The 22,486-nt window shown below is 56.4% G+C and carries 19 protein-coding genes; 13 read left to right on the top strand and 6 right to left on the bottom strand.

Translation table 11 applies throughout. From position 1 onward, the window contains the following. The 6 genes from BUA39_RS16340 to BUA39_RS16315 form a co-directional block, all read left to right on the top strand. A partial coding sequence (locus BUA39_RS16340) for a glycosyltransferase family 4 protein (RefSeq protein WP_131814616.1) occupies positions 1-1,598 on the top strand: 1,598 nt, incomplete at its 5' end. After that, positions 1,585-2,958, top strand: coding sequence for a sulfotransferase family protein (locus BUA39_RS16335; RefSeq protein WP_072794301.1), 1,374 nt, complete (start codon positions 1,585-1,587; stop codon positions 2,956-2,958). The genes BUA39_RS16340 and BUA39_RS16335, both read left to right, overlap by 14 nt. Positions 2,959-3,245: 287 nt before the next feature. Further along, a complete protein-coding gene (locus BUA39_RS16330) occupies positions 3,246-4,112 on the top strand; it encodes a glycosyltransferase family 2 protein (protein ID WP_072794300.1) in 867 nt (288 codons plus the stop codon). Between the two features lie 12 nt (positions 4,113-4,124). Further along, a complete protein-coding gene (locus tag BUA39_RS16325) occupies positions 4,125-4,979 on the top strand; it encodes a sulfotransferase family protein (protein WP_072794299.1) in 855 nt (284 codons plus the stop codon). After that, complete coding sequence (locus BUA39_RS16320; protein WP_072794298.1) at positions 4,973-5,899, top strand: glycosyltransferase family 2 protein; 927 nt, start codon at positions 4,973-4,975, stop codon at positions 5,897-5,899. The genes BUA39_RS16325 and BUA39_RS16320 overlap by 7 nt, the downstream gene beginning before the upstream one ends. Before the next feature lie 79 nt (positions 5,900-5,978). Continuing rightward, a complete protein-coding gene (locus tag BUA39_RS16315; protein ID WP_072794297.1) occupies positions 5,979-6,575 on the top strand; it encodes a methyltransferase domain-containing protein in 597 nt (198 codons plus the stop codon). Positions 6,576-6,634: 59 nt separating this feature from the next. Here BUA39_RS16315 and BUA39_RS16310 read toward each other — a convergent pair whose 3' ends face one another. The 4 genes from BUA39_RS16310 to BUA39_RS16295 all read right to left on the bottom strand — a co-directional run bounded on the left by BUA39_RS16310 (position 6,635) and on the right by BUA39_RS16295 (position 13,138). Beyond that, on the bottom strand, positions 6,635-9,406 hold the full coding sequence (locus tag BUA39_RS16310; protein ID WP_072794296.1) for a M10 family metallopeptidase C-terminal domain-containing protein: 2,772 nt from the start codon (positions 9,404-9,406) through the stop codon (positions 6,635-6,637). 128 nt (positions 9,407-9,534) lie between these two features. Further along, a complete protein-coding gene (locus tag BUA39_RS16305; protein WP_072794295.1) occupies positions 9,535-10,494 on the bottom strand; it encodes a glycosyltransferase in 960 nt (319 codons plus the stop codon). A 106-nt stretch (positions 10,495-10,600) separates the two neighbouring features. Then, on the bottom strand, positions 10,601-11,608 hold the full coding sequence (locus BUA39_RS16300; RefSeq protein WP_072794294.1) for a ParB/RepB/Spo0J family partition protein: 1,008 nt from the start codon (positions 11,606-11,608) through the stop codon (positions 10,601-10,603). Between the two features lie 126 nt (positions 11,609-11,734). Continuing rightward, positions 11,735-13,138 carry an AAA family ATPase gene (locus tag BUA39_RS16295; protein WP_072794293.1) on the bottom strand — a complete coding sequence of 468 codons (1,404 nt, stop codon included), beginning with the start codon at positions 13,136-13,138 and terminating at the stop codon, positions 11,735-11,737. A 541-nt stretch (positions 13,139-13,679) separates the two neighbouring features. Between BUA39_RS16295 and BUA39_RS16290 the strand changes: the two genes are divergently transcribed. The 5 genes from BUA39_RS16290 to rfbA all read left to right on the top strand — a co-directional run bounded on the left by BUA39_RS16290 (position 13,680) and on the right by rfbA (position 18,204). Beyond that, entirely contained in the window at positions 13,680-14,702 is a 1,023-nt protein-coding gene (locus BUA39_RS16290) for a replication initiator protein A (protein WP_072794292.1), read from the top strand. Between the two features lie 154 nt (positions 14,703-14,856). Then, on the top strand, positions 14,857-15,414 hold the full coding sequence (rfbC, locus tag BUA39_RS16285; protein ID WP_072794291.1) for a dTDP-4-dehydrorhamnose 3,5-epimerase: 558 nt from the start codon (positions 14,857-14,859) through the stop codon (positions 15,412-15,414). Positions 15,415-15,419: 5 nt separating this feature from the next. Beyond that, entirely contained in the window at positions 15,420-16,484 is a 1,065-nt protein-coding gene (rfbB, locus tag BUA39_RS16280) for a dTDP-glucose 4,6-dehydratase (RefSeq protein ID WP_072794290.1), read from the top strand. Continuing rightward, on the top strand, positions 16,481-17,332 hold the full coding sequence (gene rfbD / locus BUA39_RS16275) for a dTDP-4-dehydrorhamnose reductase (protein WP_072794289.1): 852 nt from the start codon (positions 16,481-16,483) through the stop codon (positions 17,330-17,332). Before rfbB ends, rfbD begins: the two co-directional genes overlap by 4 nt. Beyond that, complete coding sequence (rfbA, locus tag BUA39_RS16270) at positions 17,329-18,204, top strand: glucose-1-phosphate thymidylyltransferase RfbA (protein WP_072794288.1); 876 nt, start codon at positions 17,329-17,331, stop codon at positions 18,202-18,204. Before rfbD ends, rfbA begins: the two co-directional genes overlap by 4 nt. 49 nt (positions 18,205-18,253) lie before the next feature. Here rfbA and BUA39_RS16265 read toward each other — a convergent pair whose 3' ends face one another. After that, positions 18,254-18,877: a hypothetical protein gene (locus BUA39_RS16265; RefSeq protein WP_072794287.1), complete on the bottom strand. Its 624-nt coding sequence runs from the start codon at positions 18,875-18,877 to the stop codon at positions 18,254-18,256. 428 nt (positions 18,878-19,305) lie between these two features. Then, on the bottom strand, positions 19,306-19,641 hold the full coding sequence (locus tag BUA39_RS16260; protein ID WP_072794286.1) for a hypothetical protein: 336 nt from the start codon (positions 19,639-19,641) through the stop codon (positions 19,306-19,308). 257 nt (positions 19,642-19,898) lie between these two features. Here BUA39_RS16260 and BUA39_RS16255 point away from each other — a divergent pair, with 257 nt between their 5' ends. Both BUA39_RS16255 and BUA39_RS16250 read left to right on the top strand, forming a co-directional pair. After that, complete coding sequence (locus BUA39_RS16255) at positions 19,899-21,209, top strand: glycosyltransferase family protein (protein WP_072794285.1); 1,311 nt, start codon at positions 19,899-19,901, stop codon at positions 21,207-21,209. Next, a complete protein-coding gene (locus BUA39_RS16250) occupies positions 21,206-22,417 on the top strand; it encodes a glycosyltransferase (RefSeq protein ID WP_072794284.1) in 1,212 nt (403 codons plus the stop codon). Before BUA39_RS16255 ends, BUA39_RS16250 begins: the two co-directional genes overlap by 4 nt. The last annotated feature ends 69 nt before the right edge of the window (positions 22,418-22,486 follow it).

Raw genomic sequence — 22,486 nt, 5'->3', positions numbered from 1 at the left:
ATAGCCTCTCTGGACCAAGAGTCGTCGAACCTGATGGGCGCCTCTGTGTCAGCGCTATGATCCGTCCGCGCACACCACGGCGTGGTGCGAGACGTACCATGGAGTTACTCGCCCTTCTGAAAGATGAGTTTGGTAATGCTATTACCATCCGCATTTTTGGATGCGATACGACGACAGAAGAGTTTCAAGAACTCCCTCAGGATTTCGAATTTATTAACCACGGCATTTTGACCCGTCCCGAAGTAGCAGCCCTGCTACGCAGCTCAGACCTTTTTATCGACATGTCGGATTACCAAGCCTTCGGCAGAACAGGACTTGAAGCCATGGCCTGCGGCACGCTTTCCGCAGTGCCCAACGTCGGCGGCGGTAGGGAGTATGCTGTCGATGGTGCCAACGGGTTGATCATTGATACACTAGATGTGGTAGGAGCCTTCGATTACATTGCGCCACTTCTACGGGATCGTGAGAAGCTGGCTGTCATGAAGCTGCGTGCGATCGAAACCGCAAGCCGTTATTCTCCTGACCGCGCAGCCATCAGTGAGCTTCTGACCTTCGCACCAGCACTCAGTGAAAGACGTGCTACATTTCCCAAGCCAATTCGACCTCGTGTGGCGGTCCTCTCGGATACCTCTGCGCCTGGACGTGATGATCTGCCAGGTCGTGGTAACGAAAGGCTACCTGGCCCCCTTTTGCAAAACGGCTTACAGGCCAACTGGAACATTCGTATCTCAGCTGCGGGTAACCTACCCACGCCCGGTAGCGCCGAGATTGCTGTTGTCCAAGGGCAAGTACCCCGTCAGTTGAAGGACCACTTTGAGGCATGGCAAAGTGCCTGGCGCAAAGCGGGCGGACGCCTGATCTATGACATCGGCAACCGACCAGACATTGTCATCAATAAACCCGAACGCATGTGCGCTGAGGCCGCAGATGTAATCACCATAACAACGGGACAGAACCTTCCACAGGATTTGGAAAGCAAAGCGACAATTGTCCCCAGCTTTCTTAGCCGAGAAAGCTGGGTGTTGGGCGACGCGTTGCGCGCGCCGGGTTCACCTTTAAAAATTGGGTATTTTGGAACGAAACAAAACCTCCCAGATATCGCTCGCATTGCAAGCGATTTGAAACAGGTGCTGGAGCAAAGTAACGCCGAATTGGAAATAGTGGGCCCGTATCAAAATACGGATCCGATTGTTGGGAAAAGGGTAGGTTTCTTTAAGCGCCGTAACGACCCTGCTTTACAACACCCTGAATTCTTATCTTGGCTACAGGAAATCGCCCAATGGGACATTGTGCTTGTGCCAGAAAGGACGCTGGACCCCGCCTATAAGTTTGCCCGGTCTGCGGCTCTTGGGGCTGCAGTAGTCTGCGCTGACAGCCCGGATATTCGCGGATTAGCCAAGCATGAGGAAAACTGCCTGCTTGTGCCAGATAAGCCTGGTGCATGGACCTCAGCCCTGCGAAGGCTGCTTGAAGACCATACGTTACGACAACACTTGGTCTACAACGCACTGCGTACCCTACAGGAAGGGTGGATCGCCGAGCAAAATGTAGATATCTACGACGCTATTTTGAAAAAGGCATTGAATGGTGGGCATTGAATCAAGACCTCAAGCCCTTTTAGTGCTCGGTATGCATCGCTCTGGCACCTCAGCCGTGACCGGGCTAACGGGGATTTTAGGAGCGCAGATGCCCGCACATCAAATTGGCGCAGGCGCTCAGAACGCTAAGGGGTTTTTCGAAGCCAAAGCTATTGCTCGCCTGAATGACCGCCTACTGGGTTTGCGAGAGCGGACCTGGGATAGCTGGTCTCCCATGACCGCGGTTACCGCAGCCGAGGCACCAGAGTTGGTGGACGAAGCGCTGGAACTGCTTGAAAGCGAATTTGGCGATGCCCCCCTGATTGCCCTAAAAGACCCGCGTATTTGCAGACTTGTACCCTTCTGGATCGAAGTGCTCGAGCGTTGGGGACGGCATGTCACTTTTCTGCTGCCGATCCGCCACCCTGTCGAAGTGGCGCAATCCCTGCAGTCGCGGAACGGGCTTGATTTGCAGACGGGCATCTTGATTTGGATCAACTATGTTCTTGAAGCCGAAGCCTTTTCCCGCGACAAGACTAGGCTCTTCGCAAATTATGCCCAACTTTTAGAAACCCCATTCGAGACTATCGGAAAAATACGCTCGCTCTTGCCAGAAGCACAACTGAAGTCGGACTCCGATGTCAGAAAAGCGGTCGCCGACTTTCTCGATCCCTCATTGCGCCATCAAAAAGAAACAACTGGGCAGCCTTTGCCAGCCCTTGTCAAAACTATCTACGCAATCTTCCAAAATTGGGCTCTGAGCGGCGAAAATACCGAGGATTACGCAACTCTTGACCGCATCCGCGAACGGGTCAGGCGCCTGATAACGACAGTAGATGACTCCAGTGTTGCTCTTCAGTCTCTGTCATTCCTACAAGGCGGAACCACCGCTGAACAGCCGGCATCACGCTCAGAGGTTAACATGACAAAATCAGAACTCGTACAGGGCCTCGAAGCTCTACGCGCAACTAATGCGGCGCTTCATGTGGAAATAGATGCTTTACAGGCAGAAATGCGTCTAAGAGACACCGAAATGCGCCTGATGGCTCAAGGGGTGACACAGCGAGACCATGAACTTGCGACCCTTGGCAAGCTCCTGATACAATGCGAGGCTAAGTTGGAAACCAACCACCACACCTATCAGCGTATGTACCAAAAACGACATACTCTGGATAAGGTTGTTCAATCTCTAAAAACAGAAAATGACCGCACCAGATCCAAGCACATTGAGCTGCAAGACCAGTATAATCTGCTAAACAGAGAAAACACTGAACTCCACGCCCTCGTCGCTCGAGTGGAGAATGAACGTCATGCTATTGCCAGCAGCACTTTTTGGCGCGCAAGTGCACCCCTTAGAAAAATATTGAATATTTTCCGGTGACCCCTTTTGGCGAGGGTTCTTCTCTGGTTTTATTCAAGGCAACGCCAACACAAAAGTGAGTAACGCAATACATGAAACTTCAATTACGCACACACTGCCCAGCGCATTTGGAGCAAACAATTGCTTTATTAGGCTATGCCGGATTTACCCTGACCAACCAGCTCTATTTTCTATAAACAGAACAGAGGCCTCGCAGGCGTGACCTTTAAGCCTTTGAAAATTGGTTTCGGGTTTTATCGCCTTTTCTTTTTTATATCGAGGCCTGTCATAATAAGGATTGAAAAACTATGACGCTGGTGATGACGCTGCTCGTCAGAGATGAAATCGACATTATTCAGCAAAACCTCGATTTTCATTTCAGCCAAGGCATTGACCACATCGTCGTAATCGACAACGGCTCTGTAGACGGCACCCGCGATATTCTAGCCGACTACGCTCGGGAAGCTCCCGTTACTGTCCTAGATGAACCTGAGCAGAATTACAATCAATCCCTCTGGATGAGCAATGCCGCCTTCTTGGCCCGCGATACCCTCGGCGCGACTTGGGTGCTGAACAACGATGCCGATGAATTCTGGCTTAGCCGGACAGGTGACCTGAAGGACCAACTCGCGGGGCAGACCGCCGACGGCCTTAAGTGTGAGCGCTACAATATGCTCTTTGCCTACGATCAGGCCCGTCCGCCAACCCGCTGGTCAGAACGCGCGCTCTACCGTGTCACCACGCCCCAAGCTGTCCCTGTCTCCGAGCTGCCCTTGCTTACCCCCCTGCCCTGCCCCTATTTTTATCGCAAACTTCCGCCAAAGATACTATGCCAAACCCGGGGCCTACAGGAAATTACCCAAGGCAATCACAACGCTCGCTATGCCCATAAAGCGGCGGTCGTCCCTTCCGACATTCAGATCTATCACTACCCTGTCCGCTCTGAACAACAGATGCAGTCCAAGGTCGAAAACGGCGGGGCGTCTTACGCGGCCAATGCGGATTTTCCAATGAATATGGGCTGGCACTGGCGCCGGTGGTACCAGATGTTACACAGCCGCGGCATTGAAGCCGTTATGCAGGACGCACTTCCCTCACAGGCCCAATTGCAACAGGATATTGCCGAAAGCCGTGTCACTCTGGACCGAACAATGATAGAGCTGCTGCGGAGCTGATCAGGAGGCCCTATGGAATTTTGCGTCGTCGGAACCGGGCGCTGCGGTTCGAAATTGTTGCGCAGCATGTTCAATTACCATCCTGATCTCTTTGTCTTCAACGAAACCCATTGGTTTGCCAAGCTCCACGAATGGTTCGGTACGGCGCAGGCAGCCCCTTCCGCCATGCTGGATGTCATCCAACGCTCGCGGCATGTGGATGGCTCTACCATTACCGAAGTCGACAGCGCGCGGTTTCTGACTGAAATGAATTTGCCTGACCGCCTGCCGCCCGCAGACTTCTGCGATGCCCTGGGGCGGTATTTCGCCCGGCAACACGGCAAAACGCTTTGGGCCGATAAGACCCCGGACTATGGGTATATGGCCAGCACCCTGCAAATCCATTGGCCCAAGTGCAAAGTCATTCATCTGATCCGCGATGGCGCAGCTGTAGCGCAATCCATGTCAAAACATCCCGGCTATCAAGCTCTCGCCGCGCTTGGGCAGCGGTTCTGGTGCCCGTTGTCGCTGGACTTCCCAGGAATAGACGCCCCAGATACCCCGCCTGACATGGCACGCTATTCCGAACTCTGGCATGATCGGCTCACGCGTATTCGCAACGAGGCCACACGCCTCTCCCCCGGCAGCTATCTCGAAGTCCGGCACGAAGACATTCTGGCCTCCCCGCAGGACAACCTTGATAAGGTGGCCCGCTTCACCGGGTTGCGCAGTCCCTCTGAATGGCAGCAGCAAGCGGAAACCCTGATTAACCCCAAGATCGCTAATAAACCCCGCCCAACCCATGTTTTATCGTCTTTCGCTCCGCACCATCTGACCCTGATGCGCGAACTCGGGTACCCCGCTGACTCGGATCATCTGCCGTGCTGACCCGCCTCAGTGACGCCCCAGATATCCGCCCCGATGATATTCTCATCATCGGGTGCCTGCGCAACGAAGCCCTGCGCCTGCCATGGTTTCTGCGCTACCACCGGCAGTTGGGTGTGACCCGTTTTCTCTTGGTGGACAATGGATCCAGTGATGGCTCGCGCGCGTTTCTGCAGGCACAGTCTGACGTCACGCTCTTCCATACCGACCAGAGCTATTCTGCCAGCCAATGCGGGATTGACTGGCAGAATACCCTGCTGACCACATATGCATCTGGGCATTGGACACTTATTCTGGATATTGATGAGTTTTTTATTTTCCCAGGGTATGAACGGACCGCCCTGCGCGATCTGCTGACCTACCTTGAGCAGATCGAAACCGACGCCATGGTCGCGCCGATGCTGGATATGTATGCGGACCGCCCTTTTGCAGAGACGGGATATGTCGCCGGTGAGAACCTATTGGACTGTTGCCCTTATTTTGACACGCAGGGCTATACACTCGGTAAAGCAGGCACTCCAAGCGCAGGCCTTCCCGTGCGCGGCGGCCCTCGCCAACGGCTGTTCTGGGCATCGCAAGACATGGACTACCCAGCACCTTTCTTGCAGAAATTTCCTTTGGTGCGCTGGCGCGACGATCTGTACCTCACCGCCTCAACCCATAAAATAGATGGCGTCCGCGTAGCCCCGGTGACCGGGCTTTTGCTGCATTTCAAGATGTTGCAGGATTTCGCAGAAACTGCACGAGAAGAAACAGAAAGACAGGAACATTTTGCAGAGGCTCGACAGTATCAAGCCTATGACCGAGCCTTACATCACCGACCCGACACCAAGGCCATATATGAATATTCGGAGCGTTTTCAGAGCAGCGCTCGGATGCAAAAACTTGGTTTGATGAAAACTCCTAAAGAGTACCCATTCTAATCTAGCGCCGAACGATTGCAACTCAAAATAGTCTCACCTATGGTCCAAGAATAGTATTCTTAAACAGGGCTTTCACGACATGCACGGCTATTGGAAAGATTTTTGTGTAGTTGATGACGAAGCTCCAGATCTTGGCGGAAACCTGCTACACGGTGATACTCAAGCAATCACGCCAGCCCTATGGCGTTTTCTGATTGATCGATTTTCACCCAGAACAGTTTTGGACATCGGTGCCGGTGAAGGCAACGCCCTGAGTTTCTTCCATCGTCAGGGTATAATTGCTCATGGATTTGATGGGTTACCGCGTAACGTTCTAAACGCCAAATATCCCATTGCCCTACATGATCTGAAGGCTGGCCCCTATATATACCCATGCGACTTGGTGCATTGCGTCGAAGTGGTCGAACACATTAAAGAAGAATTCATCGACAACCTTTTGAAGACGTTAATAAATGCCCCTATCGTTATGATGACCCACGCCCTACCGGGGCAGAAGGGTCACCATCATGTGAATACGCAGCCCGAAGCCTACTGGATCGACAAGATGTCCGAGTATGGCTATGCTCTATCGCTCGACAACGCTAAGTTCCGCGAAATTGCATCCCGCGAAAACGCAGATAGTTACTTCGGAGAAAGCGGTCTAATTTTTCTACGTCGTTTATCCGATCATCCTTAGCCGCACAAATACCTGTGGGAAAATCGGGCACACCGCCAACTTCTCATTGCAAGACCCCCTCAGAAAATAAAATCCGTCGCATCCAAATCGCTCAGGCTAATTCCGGCCAGCGTGATGGAATTGCCCGATCCTGTGTCAATCACCACATCGCTACCCGATTGCACGGCGTGGTTGGACAGGAGGTCGCTCAGGCCGGTAATTGCGGAAATCTCAATGAAATCAATACGTTCCTGACTACTTCCTGCGTCAAAACCAAGGATGCGGTCTACCCCGTGATCATCCGCAAAGACAAACGTATCGCTGCCCGCGCCGCCGGCCATCGTGTCATTGCCACTGCCACCAGTGAGCGTGTCATTGCCGCCACCGCCGGTCAGAACATCATTACCGCTCTCCCCGTTGACTTCGTCATTGCCAAGGTCCCCATGCACAGCGTCATTGCCGTCACCGCCAGAGACCGTATCGTTATCCCCACCGCCGCGCACAAGGTCATTGCCCCAACTGCCATCCAGTACATCGTCCTGATAGCCGCCAAAAAGGCTATCCGCACCGATCCCACCGTTCAAAGTGTCGGCGCCGAGTTCGCCGTTCAGCAGGTCGTTGCCGCCACCGCCATTCAACACATCATTCTGATAGCCACCATAAAGCTGGTCCGCCCCGGTTCCGCCGTTCAACACATCGTTGCCGCGGTCGCCAAACAGAGTGTCGGCCCCGTCCTCACCATTGAGCGTATCTTTGTCCCCACCGCCACGCGCGAAATCATCGCCAGTGCCACCATTCAGGACATCATCCTGATAGCCGCCAAACATCGTGTCATTCCCGGCGTCCCCGTTCAGCGTATCCGCACCCAATTCCCCCTTGAGGAAGTCGTCACCGTCCCCACCATGTAGAATGTCATCTTGGTAGCCACCATAAAGTTCATCAGACTCCGCACCGCCCATAAGCGTGTCGTTGCCACGGTCGCCAAACAATACGTCGCTGCCGTCCTGACCGAGCAAGGCATCTTCTCCGCCACCGCCACGTAGCAGGTCGTTGCCGGCACCGCCCTCGGCACGATCATTATCATTGCCACCAAATAAACGGTCATAGCCCACACCGCCAAAGAGCCTATCATTCCCCGACCCACCGGAAAGCGTGTCATGACCAGCACCGCCATTTACGGTGTCATCGCCGGCAAGGCTGTCGATAACATCATTGCTAGCACTACCCGTAATGGAATCCGCGTCCGGCGTTGGTCCCGTGCTCCCCGCTCCCAACAGGGTCGCCAAGCTCACGGTCTGGTCCGAGAACTGAAAATATTCGATGTTTGTGAATCGGTCCGTGCCGTCCGCCGAAACGATCTGCACAACGCCACCGCCAAGGTCCGTGACAGTTACGCTTGCGTAGCCAGCTCCAATCACAGCCGTATCCGTCCCTGCACCCCCATCGACCGTGTCATTTCCCGCGCCCGCATCCAGTACATTGTTCGCAGCATTACCAATCAGCGTATCATTGCCGCTGCCAGTCGACAGATTTTCGATCACTGCTCCGATGGCAATCACCAAATTGCCGGTTTGCCCGGCGATATTGCTGATCCCGCCTTGCCGCAGGTCCACAAGTTGGTTTTCGCTGCGCGTGGACACATCAATCAGGTCGGTGCCGCCGCTGTCATAGATGGTCAGCCCGACCGCACCACCGCCGTAGACGCTGCTGTCCACCGCATCACCATCAAACATGTAACCAAAAAGCGTCCCAAGATAGCCGCCGACATTGGAGTTCGCTCCCCAGACCGTATTGCCAGCATGCACGGTTGGTGTGCCATATAGGGACTGGATTGCATAGATATCCGCAATCATCGGCGTCACGGGCCGGTAATTTGACGCGTCCACATAGGTGTTTTCGCTATTGCTGAAATAGGACATGACCGACATCTGGTAGCTGTCGTTCAAATAGTGATTGCTACTGCCATAGGTCGCAGACCCGTTGTAATTGCCAGTATGCATCAGCCCCATCGCATGGCCGATTTCATGCATATAGGCGAGGTAAGCATAGCTGTCGATCGTCGTGCCGTAGTAATCAAGCCAGGTCTTGCTGACGTTAACCGAGGACTGCACGATATTGCCATTCGTTGGATAGTAGCTGTCCGGTCCTGCAAAAGCCCCCGAGGCCTCATCATCAAACAGGATGTCTGCACCAGACGATGTGCTGGTTGTATAGGTGATGCCCGTCACATTGGACCAGGCTTCCAGCGCCCAGAGCGCCAGCTTTTGCCCGTCTGCTGTCAGCGCCGAGATATTGACCGTCATCGTGTCGCCGGCCTTCTCGTCATGCTGCAGCGTGGTGTTTACGCCCCAGCCGAATTCCGTCATCTGCGTCGCAATCTGCTCTACGGTAAACACATTGGTTGCTGCCTGCAGCGTATAGTCGCCCGTGTCCGACCCATAGCCTGAAACGGCTATATAATAGGTGCCAGAGCTTGTCGCGGTGAAGCTATATTGCGAAAAACTATTTACACCGCTCCAGGCATCGTCATTGCCACCAACATAGGTGCCGCTATTGTCATAGAGCGCCAAGACCGTATCCGACACCCCGTTGTAATACCCTCCAGTGCCCCATGCCGAAAACACATAGGTTTCACCGGCTTCAAGTGTGATACTGACCCAATCCGCATCCCCCGAAGAACTGATGGAGCCATCAAAGGTGTCATTCACACTCATGCTGGCCGAGGTTGCGGTGCTGGCGGCCGCATCGCCGCTTTCGCTGATCTCGGCCTGTGGTGTGATCCCGGCCCAGCTAGCTTGCCCCAGAACGTCCGGCAAGGGCTGTCCGTCATTGACGGCTTCAATGACCTTCATCTCACTGGAACATAAAATACACACAAGAAACTCCTAAACGATACGGATCTGCATCAAAAAAGACTGAAATTTTGAGGCTACAATATGGCGCTGGCATGCAAAGAAAACTGCTTTTTGCCGAGCTGCGGCTAAACGCGCTTTAGCAGCGTCGCAATCCAGATCGCGCAGGTGCCAGACCGGGACTGCCGGTAGGGACGCAGGCGAAAAAATGCCTGAAGACGGCGCAGAAAACGCCCGCTATGCATCTCGGAAAACAACGCAAGCGCGGTTTTATTTTCCGGCGTGAAGCGATGCGATGACGCCTGCAAAACCGGGACATTCACCGCACTCCAGGCGTGTAAATCGCCGCGCAACAAAGCCCAGAGCCGCACCAGCTGCGCCCAGTACCCTAAGTTTGCTCCGATCGCGTTATTGCCGTGCTGGCGATACAGCAGCGTTGGCTCATCTTCATGCAGGACAAGGCCCCCTGCCCCGGTGATCATCTGATATGCCCACCAGTCATGCACAACAAAAGCTTCGGCATCGCCTGCCGCAGCACAGAGCAGCCGCGCCCCGGCCGAATTGACTAGGATGGTGTTCCCTGCGGCGATGTTTTGCACCAAAGCGTTGCGGAACGCCGGAGGCTTTGGGCGCGGGGCCGACAATCGCCGGTTCTCAAGCGCCTCATCAACCACCCAGGTTCGGCTGCAGAACAGCGCCGGCTGATCCTCGGGCACGTCAGTCAGGGCGGCAACGCCCCTGGAGAGACGATCAGGAAGCCATTTGTCATCCTGATCAGCAAAGGCCAGCCAGCCACCCGAAGGCATATGGTCGCCCGCGCGCAGCAAGAGGCTTTTGAAATTCGCCGTGCTGCCTTCTTGCGGGCCTGGCAATAACTGCCCCCGGTGGGTTTCGTAAAAGGCTGCAAGCAGGTCTTGCGTGCCATCGGCAGACCCATCATCACTGGCCAAGAGTTGCCAATTCTTATGCGTTTGATCGGTAAAGCTCTGCAGTTGCTCTGGCAACCAAACTGCGCCCTCATAGGTGGCCATGAGGATGGTGACGTGAGGTGTCCCAGCAGATTGGGATACGTCGAATTCTGCTGTCATCGCCCCTGCACTCAATTGTCTCGTTTGTCAGAGGGTGCATACAAGAGCTGATGCTGCTCTGCATCCCCCAAAAAAATGTTTCGCGCGCGAAACATTTGGCGGTTTCCTACCGCTGGTATTTCAGCCAGTTCAGCAGTTTGGCGCGCAGTTGTGGGGTCAGGGCCTCGCCTGAAAGTTCCAGCCGATCACCTTTGGCCGACGTAACCGCCACAAGCCCTGGGCGCAATTCTTGCCGGCTGGGTTGGGGTTTGGGGGCTTTTGCTTCGGCGTTGTTAGAGACTGTTTTCCCCTGTTTTAGACTCTCATTTAGCAGGGCTTGCAATTGGGCCTGTTCGGCCTCGGCGCTGTCGGGTTTTGCCTGTTGCAGCGCCCCAAGGACCTTAGCCGCAAAACCGGCGTCGTCTTCGATCTGCTTCGCCAGCCCCAGCCCCAGCCGTTCGCCGATGGCCTGGGGGTAGGTCAGGTGATCGCCCAATGCGTCAACCACCGTCAGAAAGCTGCGGATCTTGGAGCGTTTGGCGCGAGATGCGGCTCTAAACAGGCTGAGTAGAGCCTGTTTTTCCGTGTCAAACACGCCCTGCTCGACCGCTTTCATGGCAATCCGCGCGCGTTCGAAATAGCTCAGACCCACGCGGATTTCGTTTTCTTCCACCATGGCCAGATAGGCATCAGAGGCCTGATCGGGTTTGCGCAAAAGCGCCTCGACCATGGCAACGCCCTGCCCGGCTTCTTCGGCCAGCCGCCGCAGTGCTTCGCAGCGTCGCCAGCCGGAAATCAGCCCGTAGCGGCCACCGTCGAGCACCACCACTTCGATGGGCATCTGCTGACCGCGGGTGCGGATGGATTCCACGAGGGTCTCCATCTCGGCCTCATCAAAGGCCACGCGGTCGCGCACCAGATAATTCAGATCGATCTGCGACAGTGGCAGGCTTTGCACCAGACGGCCGTTTTCCAGATCATCCTTACGCCGCTGGGTCAGCTCTTCTAAGGCGGCCATGGCAGAAGCATCAGAGGCGACATCGGCAATGGGCGCGCGTTTGGCGGTATCCGCCGCAGGGGCTGGATCGGCAAAGAAGGCCGGGTTGGCCGGTGTCAGGCGTTTACGCTTGGCCATGGGGACCTCCTGTGAAGGCACGAGGGAAGATGGGATGGTCATTGGGCACTCCTGCAGGGTTGGGCTGTGTCAGAGCCACATAGGAAGCAGGAGAGGGGGTTAAGATCGCGTGAGGTCGGCGTACGGTCATTCTGCAGCCTCTTGCCCAGTATCATTTTCGGCAAGTTCATCGCGCCGCCAGCTGCCGATCAGCAACTGTTTGAAGGCGGCATAGGTGGCATCGAAGGCTTCGCGGCCGCGCACATAGGTCTCGCGGTTGAAATCCCGATAATCCGCCTCGTAGATGCCCTGCACCTGTTCGCCTGCCTGACCAATCAGCGCGGTGAAATCCTGCCGATGCGGGGAAAGCGTCTGGCCCAGATAGGCCTGCATGAGGGCCGCCAGTTCGGCCTGTTGCGTGCCATCATAGCGGGTCACGACCGCGCGGACGGCATCCCATTGAAAGGCCAGTTCATCGCGGCCCAAAGCACGGGCGGCCATGTTTTCGGCTTCCTCGATGCTGCCAAAGGTGGAATGCAGCATGTCAAAGAACCGCCCGGTGCTGTCAAACTCCAGGAAAGACGCGCCCATGGGCACGAGCAGGATGTCAGCGGCGGCGAGGCCATTGATCGTCAGATAGCCAAGGGCCGGGGGGGTGTCGATGAAGATGACATCGTATTGGTCGAGGATGCCGTCGGCCTCAAAGCTGTCTGTCAGCGCCTCCCAGAGCTTCCAGCCGCGCCCCTGCATGCGCCAGACGGGGATCTGGAATTCAGCCCAGTAGAGGTTCAGCTGCGCGCCGATGAGGTCGATATTGGGCCAATGGGTGTTTTGCACCAGATCCTGCGCTTTGACCTCCAGCGCGTCGGTCAGCGTATCATCCAAGGGCAGGGGGGCTTCGCCCCGATCCAGCCGCCGCTGGTTGTCAGACCGCAGATGCTGGGCGTAGTGGCGCGCCAGCAGGGGAAAGACGGTTTGCCATTCGTCATCCACTTTGCCGCCAAAAACCGATGTCATCGAGCCCTGGCTATCCAGATCCACCACCAGCACCTTGTAGCCATCCAGGGCCGCGCTCATGGCCAGATGGGCCGCTGTGGAGGTCTTGCCTACCCCGCCTTTGAAGTTTGCCACAGCCACCAGCTTGGCGGGCTGACCGGCGGGCCGATAGGGGAGGTATTCCTTGGCCTTGCTGCCCTCTTGGCCAAAGTGGGCGCGCAGACGCAGAACCTCATCAAGCGTAAACCATTTCGCCCCACCCGGTGTTTCGCTGCTGCCCTGGGGCAGGTCAGGGTTTTGTTTCAGCACGCGGCGGAAATGGCCGGTGGCGACAGGGATCAGATATTTGGTGATTTCCCAGGTCGAAAACAGACGCAGCTGACGGGAGCCATCGGCCTCTAACCCCCGGCTGGCGAGGTCCGTACGCCCCGCTTCGCAGGCCTTGGCGATGCTGCCGAACCCCGCCGTGGTGGTCGGGTCGCCCAACATGCGGAGCGCCTGATCGGGATCAATATTAAAATACGGAGGTTTGCCCGCCTGTGCGTCAGATTTCATCTGAGTGATCCATGTCTGTGATCCAATGCCGTGATCATTGCCTGTGCCTGTGTGGGGCGATGGGGCTGCTCTTTTTCAGGTGCTTTTCGCCAATGTTCGCCCTTTTGACCAGTATAGCAAAAAACTGCACACATGAAAGAAAATAGCTGACATGGCCATCATATTCTCAGCAAATCAAGGGATTTCAACCTGCGGATCGCTTGCGGTTTGACCGCTGATCCCGCTTTTTTCAGTTATTATCTGTTATTTATACGTTACGGGGATTTGGGCCTTGCCGTAAACCCCTTTGAATCCTGGCTCATTTGGCCATTTTCAAAGAGCGCAGTGACTCTGAAACCCCGATGGTCCGACTCTGATCCCCCGAAGCGGCGACTCTGAACCTCCGAAGTGCCTCTGGACCCGTCCTGTGGATAACTCTAGGGTGGGCGTCACTGAAACCCCGAAAACGGGGGCAGGGATTCGAGCGGGATTTGGCGCCTTTCCGCGAGACATAATGAGCAGTAGGCGCGGACCATTGAGGTCCATTGGTGAGGGTACAGGTATGGCGCAAGCCGTTTCATCAGGTGTGACCAATGGGGCAGGGGTGATCCCTGTGAAAACCGGCGACTTCTTCGTCTGCGATATTTTTGACGCCAGCCCCAAGGATGATCTTGGGACGATGGAACATCCGATCTTTTCACTGTCGACGCGACCAGACCGGCGCATTCTGGAGTACACCCATAATGGCGTGGCGGTGCAGGTGACGCCCTCGGTCAAGGGGCGCGCCACGATCCACGACAAGGACATTCTGATTTACTGCATCAGCCAGTTGATGGCGGCGGTGAATGCAGGCCGGGCGATTTCCCGCAGGCTGACGCTAAAGGCGCATGATCTGATGTTGGCCACAGGGCGCGATACCTCGGGCGATGGCTACACGCGATTGCGGGAGGCCTTTGAGCGGCTGGCGGGCACCCGCATCACCACGAACCTGACGACGGGCGGTGTGGAAACCACCCGTGGCTTTGGCCTGATCGAAAGCTGGGAGATTGTCAGGAAGGCAAAAGGCGGACGGATGGTGTCGGTCATGGTCACGCTCTCTGAATGGCTGTTCCGGGCAGTGGAGTCCAAATCGGTGCTGACGCTAAGCCGCGATTACTTTTCCCTGCGCAAACCGCTGGAGCGGCGCATCTACGAGCTTTGCCGCAAACACTGTGGCCGCCAGCCCGAATGGCGGGTGAGTGTGGCGACCCTGCACAAAAAAGCGGGATCGGCTGCGCCGCTCAGGGTGTTTCGCGCGGCCATGCGCAAGATGATCGCGGAAGGCAAATTGCCCGATTATGACCTTTTGGAAGAACCGAGCGATCTGATCACAGTCAGCCGCCGTGGCCAGGTGGTGGCCGATCTGGACGCGCCGGTACTAAAACCCGAAACGTTTGACACCGCCCGCGCCCTGCGCCCCGGCACCGATGTCTACGCGCTGGAAGCCCAATGGCGCAGCTTCTGGGCCGAGAGCGGCAAGCCGCGTCTGCAAAGCGCGGATAAGGCGTTTTTGGGCTGGGTGAAATCAGCCCAGAGTTCCGTCTAGGGTTCCGGCCAGAACTCTGGGCGACCTTAAGGCATATTGCGAAAGCCTGCCGGGAAACCCATCCGAATTTCATTGCAGACTTTTACTTGTTGCACTGGCTCGTTATGCAGGGCCTGACCGAGACCATTGCCACGCGAAATTATGTAAGAAGATTATGTTATACGTCACAGAAACCCCGCTCCCCGGTGTCCTGATCCTTGAACCGCGCCGCTTTGGCGATGCCCGTGGCTTTTTCAGCGAAAGCTGGAACAAGCAGCGCATGGAAGAAGCCGGCATTGATCTGGATTTCGTGCAGGACAACCATTCGCTTTCCGCCCAGGTGGGCACTGTGCGCGGTTTGCACTTCCAATCCCCTCCCCACGCGCAGGACAAGCTTGTGCGCTGCGGACAAGGCGCGCTTTTGGACGTGGCTGTGGATGTGCGTAAAGGCTCCCCCACCTACGGGCAGCATGTGGCAGTCGAACTGACCGCTGAAAACGGCAAACAGCTGCTGGTGCCCAAAGGCTTCCTGCACGGCTTCCTGACCCGCGCGCCAAACACCGAAATCATTTATAAATGCACCGATTACTACGCGCCCGAATGTGACGGCGCAGTGCATTGGGACAGCTGCGGCATTGATTGGGAATTTGAAGGCGACGCGCTCCTGTCCGAGAAAGACGCCGCCGCCCAAACCCTCGCAGACTTCGACAGCCCATTCGTCTGGGAAGGATAAAGACTATGAAACTTCTTGTCACTGGCGGTGCGGGCTTTATCGGATCAGCGGTGGTGCGCCGCGCCATTGCTGCAGGCCATCAGGTGGTGAACCTGGATGCGCTGACCTATGCGGCCTGTCTTGAGAACGTGGCCTCGGTTGCGGATCATCCAAATTACAGCTTTGTTCAGGCCGATATTCGCGATCGGGCGGCATTAGACACTGTTTTTGCCCAACACAGACCCGATGCCGTCATGCATCTGGCGGCGGAATCCCATGTGGACCGCTCGATTGACGGGCCGGGCGATTTCATCGAGACAAATATCACCGGCACCTTCAACATGCTGGAAGCCGCGCGCAAATATTGGATCGAAGCGGGCAAACCCGAAAACTTCCGCTTCCATCATATCTCCACCGATGAGGTCTATGGTTCGCTGCCAAATGACCCCGCCGTGATGTTCACGGAAGAGACCGCCTATGATCCGCGCAGTCCCTATTCCGCCTCAAAAGCCGCCTCAGACCATCTGGTGCGGGCCTGGGCCGAAACCTATGGGTTGCCGGTTCTGCTGACCAATTGCTCCAACAACTACGGCCCCTATCATTTCCCCGAAAAGCTCATTCCGGTGATCATCCTGAATGCTCTGGCCGGGAAAGACCTGCCGATCTATGGCGATGGCTCCAATATTCGCGACTGGCTCTATGTCGAAGATCACGCCGATGCGCTGCTGACCGTGGTGGCAAAGGGGAAGGTGGGCCGGACCTATAATATTGGCGGGGAAAACGAGCGCACCAACTTGGAACTCGTAAAAACGCTCTGCGGGATTCTGGATCGCTTGCAACCGCGCGCCGATGGTTTGCCCTATGCCGATCAAATCACATTTGTGACCGATCGCCCCGGCCATGATGCGCGCTACGCGATTGATCCGAGCCGCATCCGCAAGGAGCTCGGCTGGCGCCCGTCTGTGACCGTCGAAGAGGGGCTGGAGAAAACCGTGCGCTGGTATCTTGATAACGAAGCCTGGTGGCACCCCCTGCAGGCGCGGCACGGCGTGGGTGAGCGGCTTGGAGTTGGGAAGGGGACAAAGGCATGATCCTGGTCTTTGGCAAAACCGGGCAGGTGGCGACCGAATTGCAACGGCAGGCCGAGGTTGTGGCCCTGGGCCGTGATCAGGCGGATCTGTCAGACCCCGCCGCCTGCGCGGCGGTCATTCTGGAACGGCGCCCTGACGCGGTGATCAATGCGGCCGCCTATACCGCGGTGGACAAGGCCGAAGACGACGAAGCGCTGGCGACCGTCATCAATGGCGAAGCCCCCGGCGCCATGGCCAAGGCCTGCGCCGAATTGGGCATACCCTTTGTGCATATCTCAACCGATTACGTCTTTGACGGCTCTGGCGACCAGCCTTGGAAGGCAACGGACCCGGTTGCCCCGATCAACGCCTATGGCCGCAGCAAGCTGGCGGGCGAACAGGCAGTTCAGGCGGCGGGCGGGCACTACGCCATCCTGCGCACCTCTTGGGTGTTTTCCGCCCATGGCAATAACTTCGTGAAAACCATGCTGCGGCTGTCTGAAACCCGCGATGCGCTGAGCGTGGTGGCCGACCAGATCGGTGGCCCGACACCAGCGGCAGATATTGCCGCCGCTTGTCTTGAGATGGCGCGCCAGCTTGCAGCGGGGCAGGGGGCCAGCGGCATCTATCACTACGGCGGCGCGCCTGCGGTCAGTTGGGCGTGTTTCGCGCGCGAAACATTTGAACGTGCCGGGCGGCCGGTGACGGTGACGGATATCCCCAGCGCGGACTACCCAACGCCGGCCAAACGCCCATTCAATTCCCGGATGGACGGCACAGGCCTGATGCAGGATTTCAAAATAGAGCAACCGGACTGGCGCATGGGGCTGGACCGGGTTCTGACAGACTTGAAGGTGAATTCACAATGACCCAACGCAAAGGCATTATCCTCGCAGGCGGCTCTGGCACGCGGCTCTATCCGATCACGCTGGGGGTCTCCAAACAGCTTCTGCCGGTCTATGACAAACCGATGATCTACTACCCGCTGTCGGTCCTGATGCTGGCGGGCATCCGCGAAGTGGTGATCATCACCACCCCCGACGATCAGGCCCAGTTCCAGCGCACGCTCGGAGATGGCAGCCAATGGGGCATGTCTTTCACCTTTATCAAACAGCCCAGCCCCGATGGGTTGGCGCAGGCCTATATTCTGGCCGAAGATTTTCTGGATGGCGCGCCCTCGGCCTTGGTTCTGGGCGACAACATCTTCTTTGGACAGGGCCTGCCGGAACTCTTGGCGGCGGCCGATCAGCGCGCCTCTGGCGGTACGGTCTTTGGCTATCGCGTGGCCGACCCGGAACGCTATGGCGTGGTGGATTTTGACGCCGAAGGCCGCGCAGTTTCGATCATTGAAAAGCCCGAGGTGCCGCCCTCAAACTTTGCCGTCACCGGGCTTTATTTTCTGGACGGAGAGGCCCCCGCGCGGGCGCGCGAAGTCCAGCCTTCGGCCCGGGGCGAGTTGGAAATCACCACGCTTTTGGAAATGTATCTGCACGAAGGCAGCCTGTCCGTCGAACGCATGGGGCGCGGCTATGCCTGGCTGGATACCGGCACGCATGGGTCTCTGCTGGATGCAGGCAATTTTGTACGCACGCTTGAAAAGCGCCAGGGATTACAGACCGGCAGCCCTGATGAGATCGCTTTTGATCAGGGCTGGATCAACCGCGCGCAACTGGCCGCGCGCGCGGAGCGGTTCAAGAAGAACGATTATGGGGGGTATTTGAAGCGGATTTTGGGGGAATAGAAGAGTTGCAACGGCTACCTTTTGGGGGTGGCCGTTGTATTTTTTGTGATCATGATTTTCGGAAATCAGCCACGTTTTTATAAGATTCAGCAGCCATAAACCCGTCGAAGTCAAACGCTTTGAAATCGGCTTTAAGCCCGGTCCAGGCTGCAAGTTCTCTGACAAACTGTCGTTTGTGACGCTCGGCCTTTTCGTAAGAAACAAACAGCGTGGGGCAGGCGAGTTCACGCGCGAGCCCAAGGTTCTTTTGCTGTCGTTGTAGGCTGGCGTTGGTGGCTTTCAGCCCGTCATTCTGGGAGCCCCAACGTTGCAACCCGCGTGCATTTGCGGCAGGATCGCGGAACACACAGATGAGGTGTGGGTTGACGATGTCGTCCCAGATGTCTTTCAGGTAGTCTGCGGCATGGGGGAATTTCCAACCCCAGACATCATGGGTCGCGTTATATTGGACAAGCGTCTCGCGCATTTCCTCGCGGCTATATTGCCGGGTGAACAGCGGGCTTTCATGGTTCTGCTCACTGACCTGCGGTCCAAGATCAAGACCCATCCCCCGCAATACGCCGGCAACCATCGATGTGCCGCCGCGCATGACGCCGATGACAACATAAGTACGGGGCCCCAATGTGTCGTTCTCACCGATGGCCAGAATGGCGCTTTCTCGTTCAGTATTCATGCAGAAATTCCAAGTGCTCGACGCTGTCTATTCTCAACTCAAATGCCGTGGCCTCAGACCCAACGAATACAGGTTTGCTGACCTTCCATGTGCGTTTGTCTTATAGCGGGCTTGTCAGCTTGCGCAACTCGTGGCGGGCCGCGAATTGCAGTAGGCGGACAGAGACGTCATTAGAAGATAAAATCATCGGCATTAAAGGCGTGAATCCAATCGTTTCCGTGGCCGTCTGCTAAAACCAAGGTATCATTGCCTGGCCCCCGGTCATGGTGTCAGCCCCGATGCCGCCTCCAATGTGTCCTTGCCACTTTGTTCACAAGGCACTTGGTCTTGGTGAGAAGGGCTATCCGTAGACACGGCATTTGTTTTCTAGATATTTTTCAAGTTTTTAACGATGTCTTCTGAAAGTTTTATTGTTTCCGAGGCCCTCGTTACGGCGTGGGTATTTGAGCAATCAGGCTATCTAGAAAACGGATCAGCTTATCCTCGGGCAGTGCAAATCCGCTGCTGAGAGTCCCCATCGGAGGGCTTGACCACGGGCCGTCGGCGGACAGCCAATGAAGCTGGGCTTCCATGCGATTGGGCGTCAGAGTCAGGACCTGAAGCGTTGCCGGCAATGCTCCGGTCTCTGCGTTTTGCTGGGGGCGCACATCATAGCTCTCAAACCGGGCGGCAAGTCGCGCTGCAAATAGGGCGCAGAGATCGGCTGGAGCCGTGTCAGGTGCCACGCAGCTGTAGGAAATCTGCGGATTGGGTGTCTGAGACATGGCAGTGCTTTCACTGGAGAGTACGTGTGAAATGAGACATATGGTCAGAGCGAAAAGAGTCCCCCTGCCTGAGAGTCGATGCGGCCTATGCAGCCGTGAGATACTGTTCGCCATTAAGGAGTCTCCATTTAGGGGTATTTTAGAAAGCGGACGCTGAGCGTGCAACTCAGGTTGCGGTGGCTTGCCGATCAAGGGGGGATACCTTCTCAAAGGGCGGGCGAACCTTTAAGGACGATCTCTGAGGCAAAGGTTAGAACATGATTCTGTTTGATATTTTAAGCCGCGAGAAATTGAAGCGGTTCTTTTTGATTTTACGACAAGAAGGGCTGCGCCCGGCAATGAAAACCGGTTGGCGTTATGTCAGCGCGCGTCTTCGGGGCAATGGTTTGACCAGCATTCACCGTGCAGGTCAGGCAGGGGCGGGCGGGCCTATGATGGTCTGGCTGGAGCTAGCTGAACAGAAGGCCTTTCATGTGTCTGAGCCACCCGCGCTTGTGATGAAGCGACGTAAGGTGGCGATGATCGGGGACCTCAACTTGCCGCAATGCCGCAAGTATCGGGTCGAACAGCTGGATGAGCTGTGGCGGTTGAAAGATGTCGGCTACGATTTTGCCCATTACGAGGATATTCCCCGCGCTATGGCGCTCATGCAGGATGCCACTCATGTGATGTTCTACCGTCTGGCAAACCTGCCGGTCACATCGACCCTCGCCTATGAAGCGCGTCGTCTGCGCTTGCCGATCCTTTATGATCTGGATGATCCGCTGTTTTCTGTATCGGCTTATGGCACCTATCAGAACATGAAAGCGCTGCCCGCCTGGCGCAAAGCGCATTTCATGCAGGAGGCGCCACGTTATCTGGATGTGATGAATGGGGCGGATATGATTTCCGTTTCAACGCCCGGCATGGTGGCACATACGCAGCTTTACACCAATCGACCTGTGCATATGCGGCGCAACTTTGCGGATCAGGTCTCTTTGCAGGCGGGCCAAAGGGCCATGGCGCAGGTGCAAAAAGATGCGTCCTCTGCGTTTCGGGTTGCGTTCGCAAGCGGGTCACAGGGCCATGAGGTGGATTTCGCAGAAGTCCAAGAGGATATCATTGCCTTTCTGGATGCAGGCCAAGATCGCGAATTGGTCATTCTGGGCCATTTTGACAAAAAGCTTCTGCCTGACGCCCTGCGGGCCCGCGTGAAAACCCACCCGTTTTCCACCTATGAGACATATCTGGAAACACTGGCATCAACAGATGTGGCGGTGATGCCTTTGGCTGATGATCTGTTCAACCGCTGCAAAAGCGGTGTGCGAGTGATTGATGCAGCCTCGGTTGGCGTACCAAGCCTTGTGGGCACGGTGTCGGATATGACGGCCTTGGTGATGGACGGACAGACAGGACATGTTCTGCCAGCCGGAGCCAGCTGGCGGACGGCGCTTGAAGATATGGCGCAGGACCGGAGGCGCACGCAGGCCATGGGGCAGGCGGCGCGCAAGACTTTAGAAAAGGAATGGTCAGCCCGCCTGGAGCAGCCGGTGATGGATCCTGAAATCACCCGGTGGGTCTGCTCATGAGTGTGCCGCATATCCTCGTCATCAATATCTACTTCGCGCCTTATACCTATGGCGGAGCCACCGTGGTGGCCGAACAGGTCGCGCATCATTTGAAGGATGATCACGGCTATCGCGTGACGGCCATCTCGGCAATGAGCCGGAGCGACATGCCGCCATATGCGATCCTCAAAAGTGAAGTCGACGGGATTGTCAATTATCTGATCAATTTGCCGTTTGGGCGATCTTATGGGCAGACCTACGACAACTCCGAGGTCACCGAAGTGGTTGCGAGACTGATCCGCCGCCTTGAGCCCGACCTCGTACATCTGCATTGCTTACAAGATATCGGTGCCGGGGTTATTGGTGCGGCCAAGCGCCAAGGGGTGCCCGTCATTCTCTCGACGCATGATTTCTGGTGGCTCTGTGAGCGGCAGTTCATGATCCGCACCGAGGGGCGCTATTGTGGCCAGGATCCGATCCAGATTGAAAACTGCAAAGGCTGTGTGGACGACCTGTCGCGGGCGCAGCAGCGGATGGAGCGCCTCAAGGCACTGGCAGCCGAAGCGGATTTGCTGACGTTCCCCAGTCAATTTGCCCATGACCTTTGTACGCGCTCCGGATTGGTGGCGCAGGATAGCATGGTCTGGGCCAATGGGGTGCATCTGCCGGGGCAGGACTTCCCGGTGCGACAGGCTGCGCGGCGGGCGGCGGAGTCGAGACTGGTTTTTGGCTTTGTCGGGGGGCCTTCGCTGATCAAGGGCTGGCCGATTATTCGCAAAGCATTTTCGCAGTTGAAAGCCGATCAGGAGTTTGACGCTCTGTTGGTTGAAGGCAGCTTGGATGGCAGTTGGTGGGGGCGTGCGGATTTTTCTGACCTGCCGGGGCGTTGGCAAGTTGTGCCGCGGTTTGCGCAGGCGGAGATGGATGGGTTTTACGCCCGTATTGATGTGCTGCTCTTTATGTCGCAATGGAAAGAAACGTTTGGGCTGACCATTCGTGAAGCCTTGGCGCGGGGCATCCGTGTCATCCAGACGGACAGCGGTGGTACGGTCGAGCATCCGGCTGCCGATCCGGAACGATTGCTGCCAATCGGGGCTGGCCCTGAATGTCTTGTGGTGGAACTCAAGCGTGTGCTTGCTGAAAAAGATATGCACCCTGACGCTTTGGATGTGGTCAGCTTTGCGGATCAGGCCCTTACCCTGCACAGGCGGGTTCAAGCTCTTTTGTGACGAATTTCAAAACGGGCAGCCAAACAAAAAAGGCGGACCAAATGGCCCGCCTTTCTGCATCCCTTTCGG

The sequence above is a fragment of the Cognatishimia maritima genome (assembly GCF_900129685.1).
Classification (GTDB): domain Bacteria; phylum Pseudomonadota; class Alphaproteobacteria; order Rhodobacterales; family Rhodobacteraceae; genus Cognatishimia; species Cognatishimia maritima.
The sequence above is the reverse complement of the archived record's forward strand: the minus strand, read 5'-3'. Positions and strand labels throughout refer to the sequence as shown.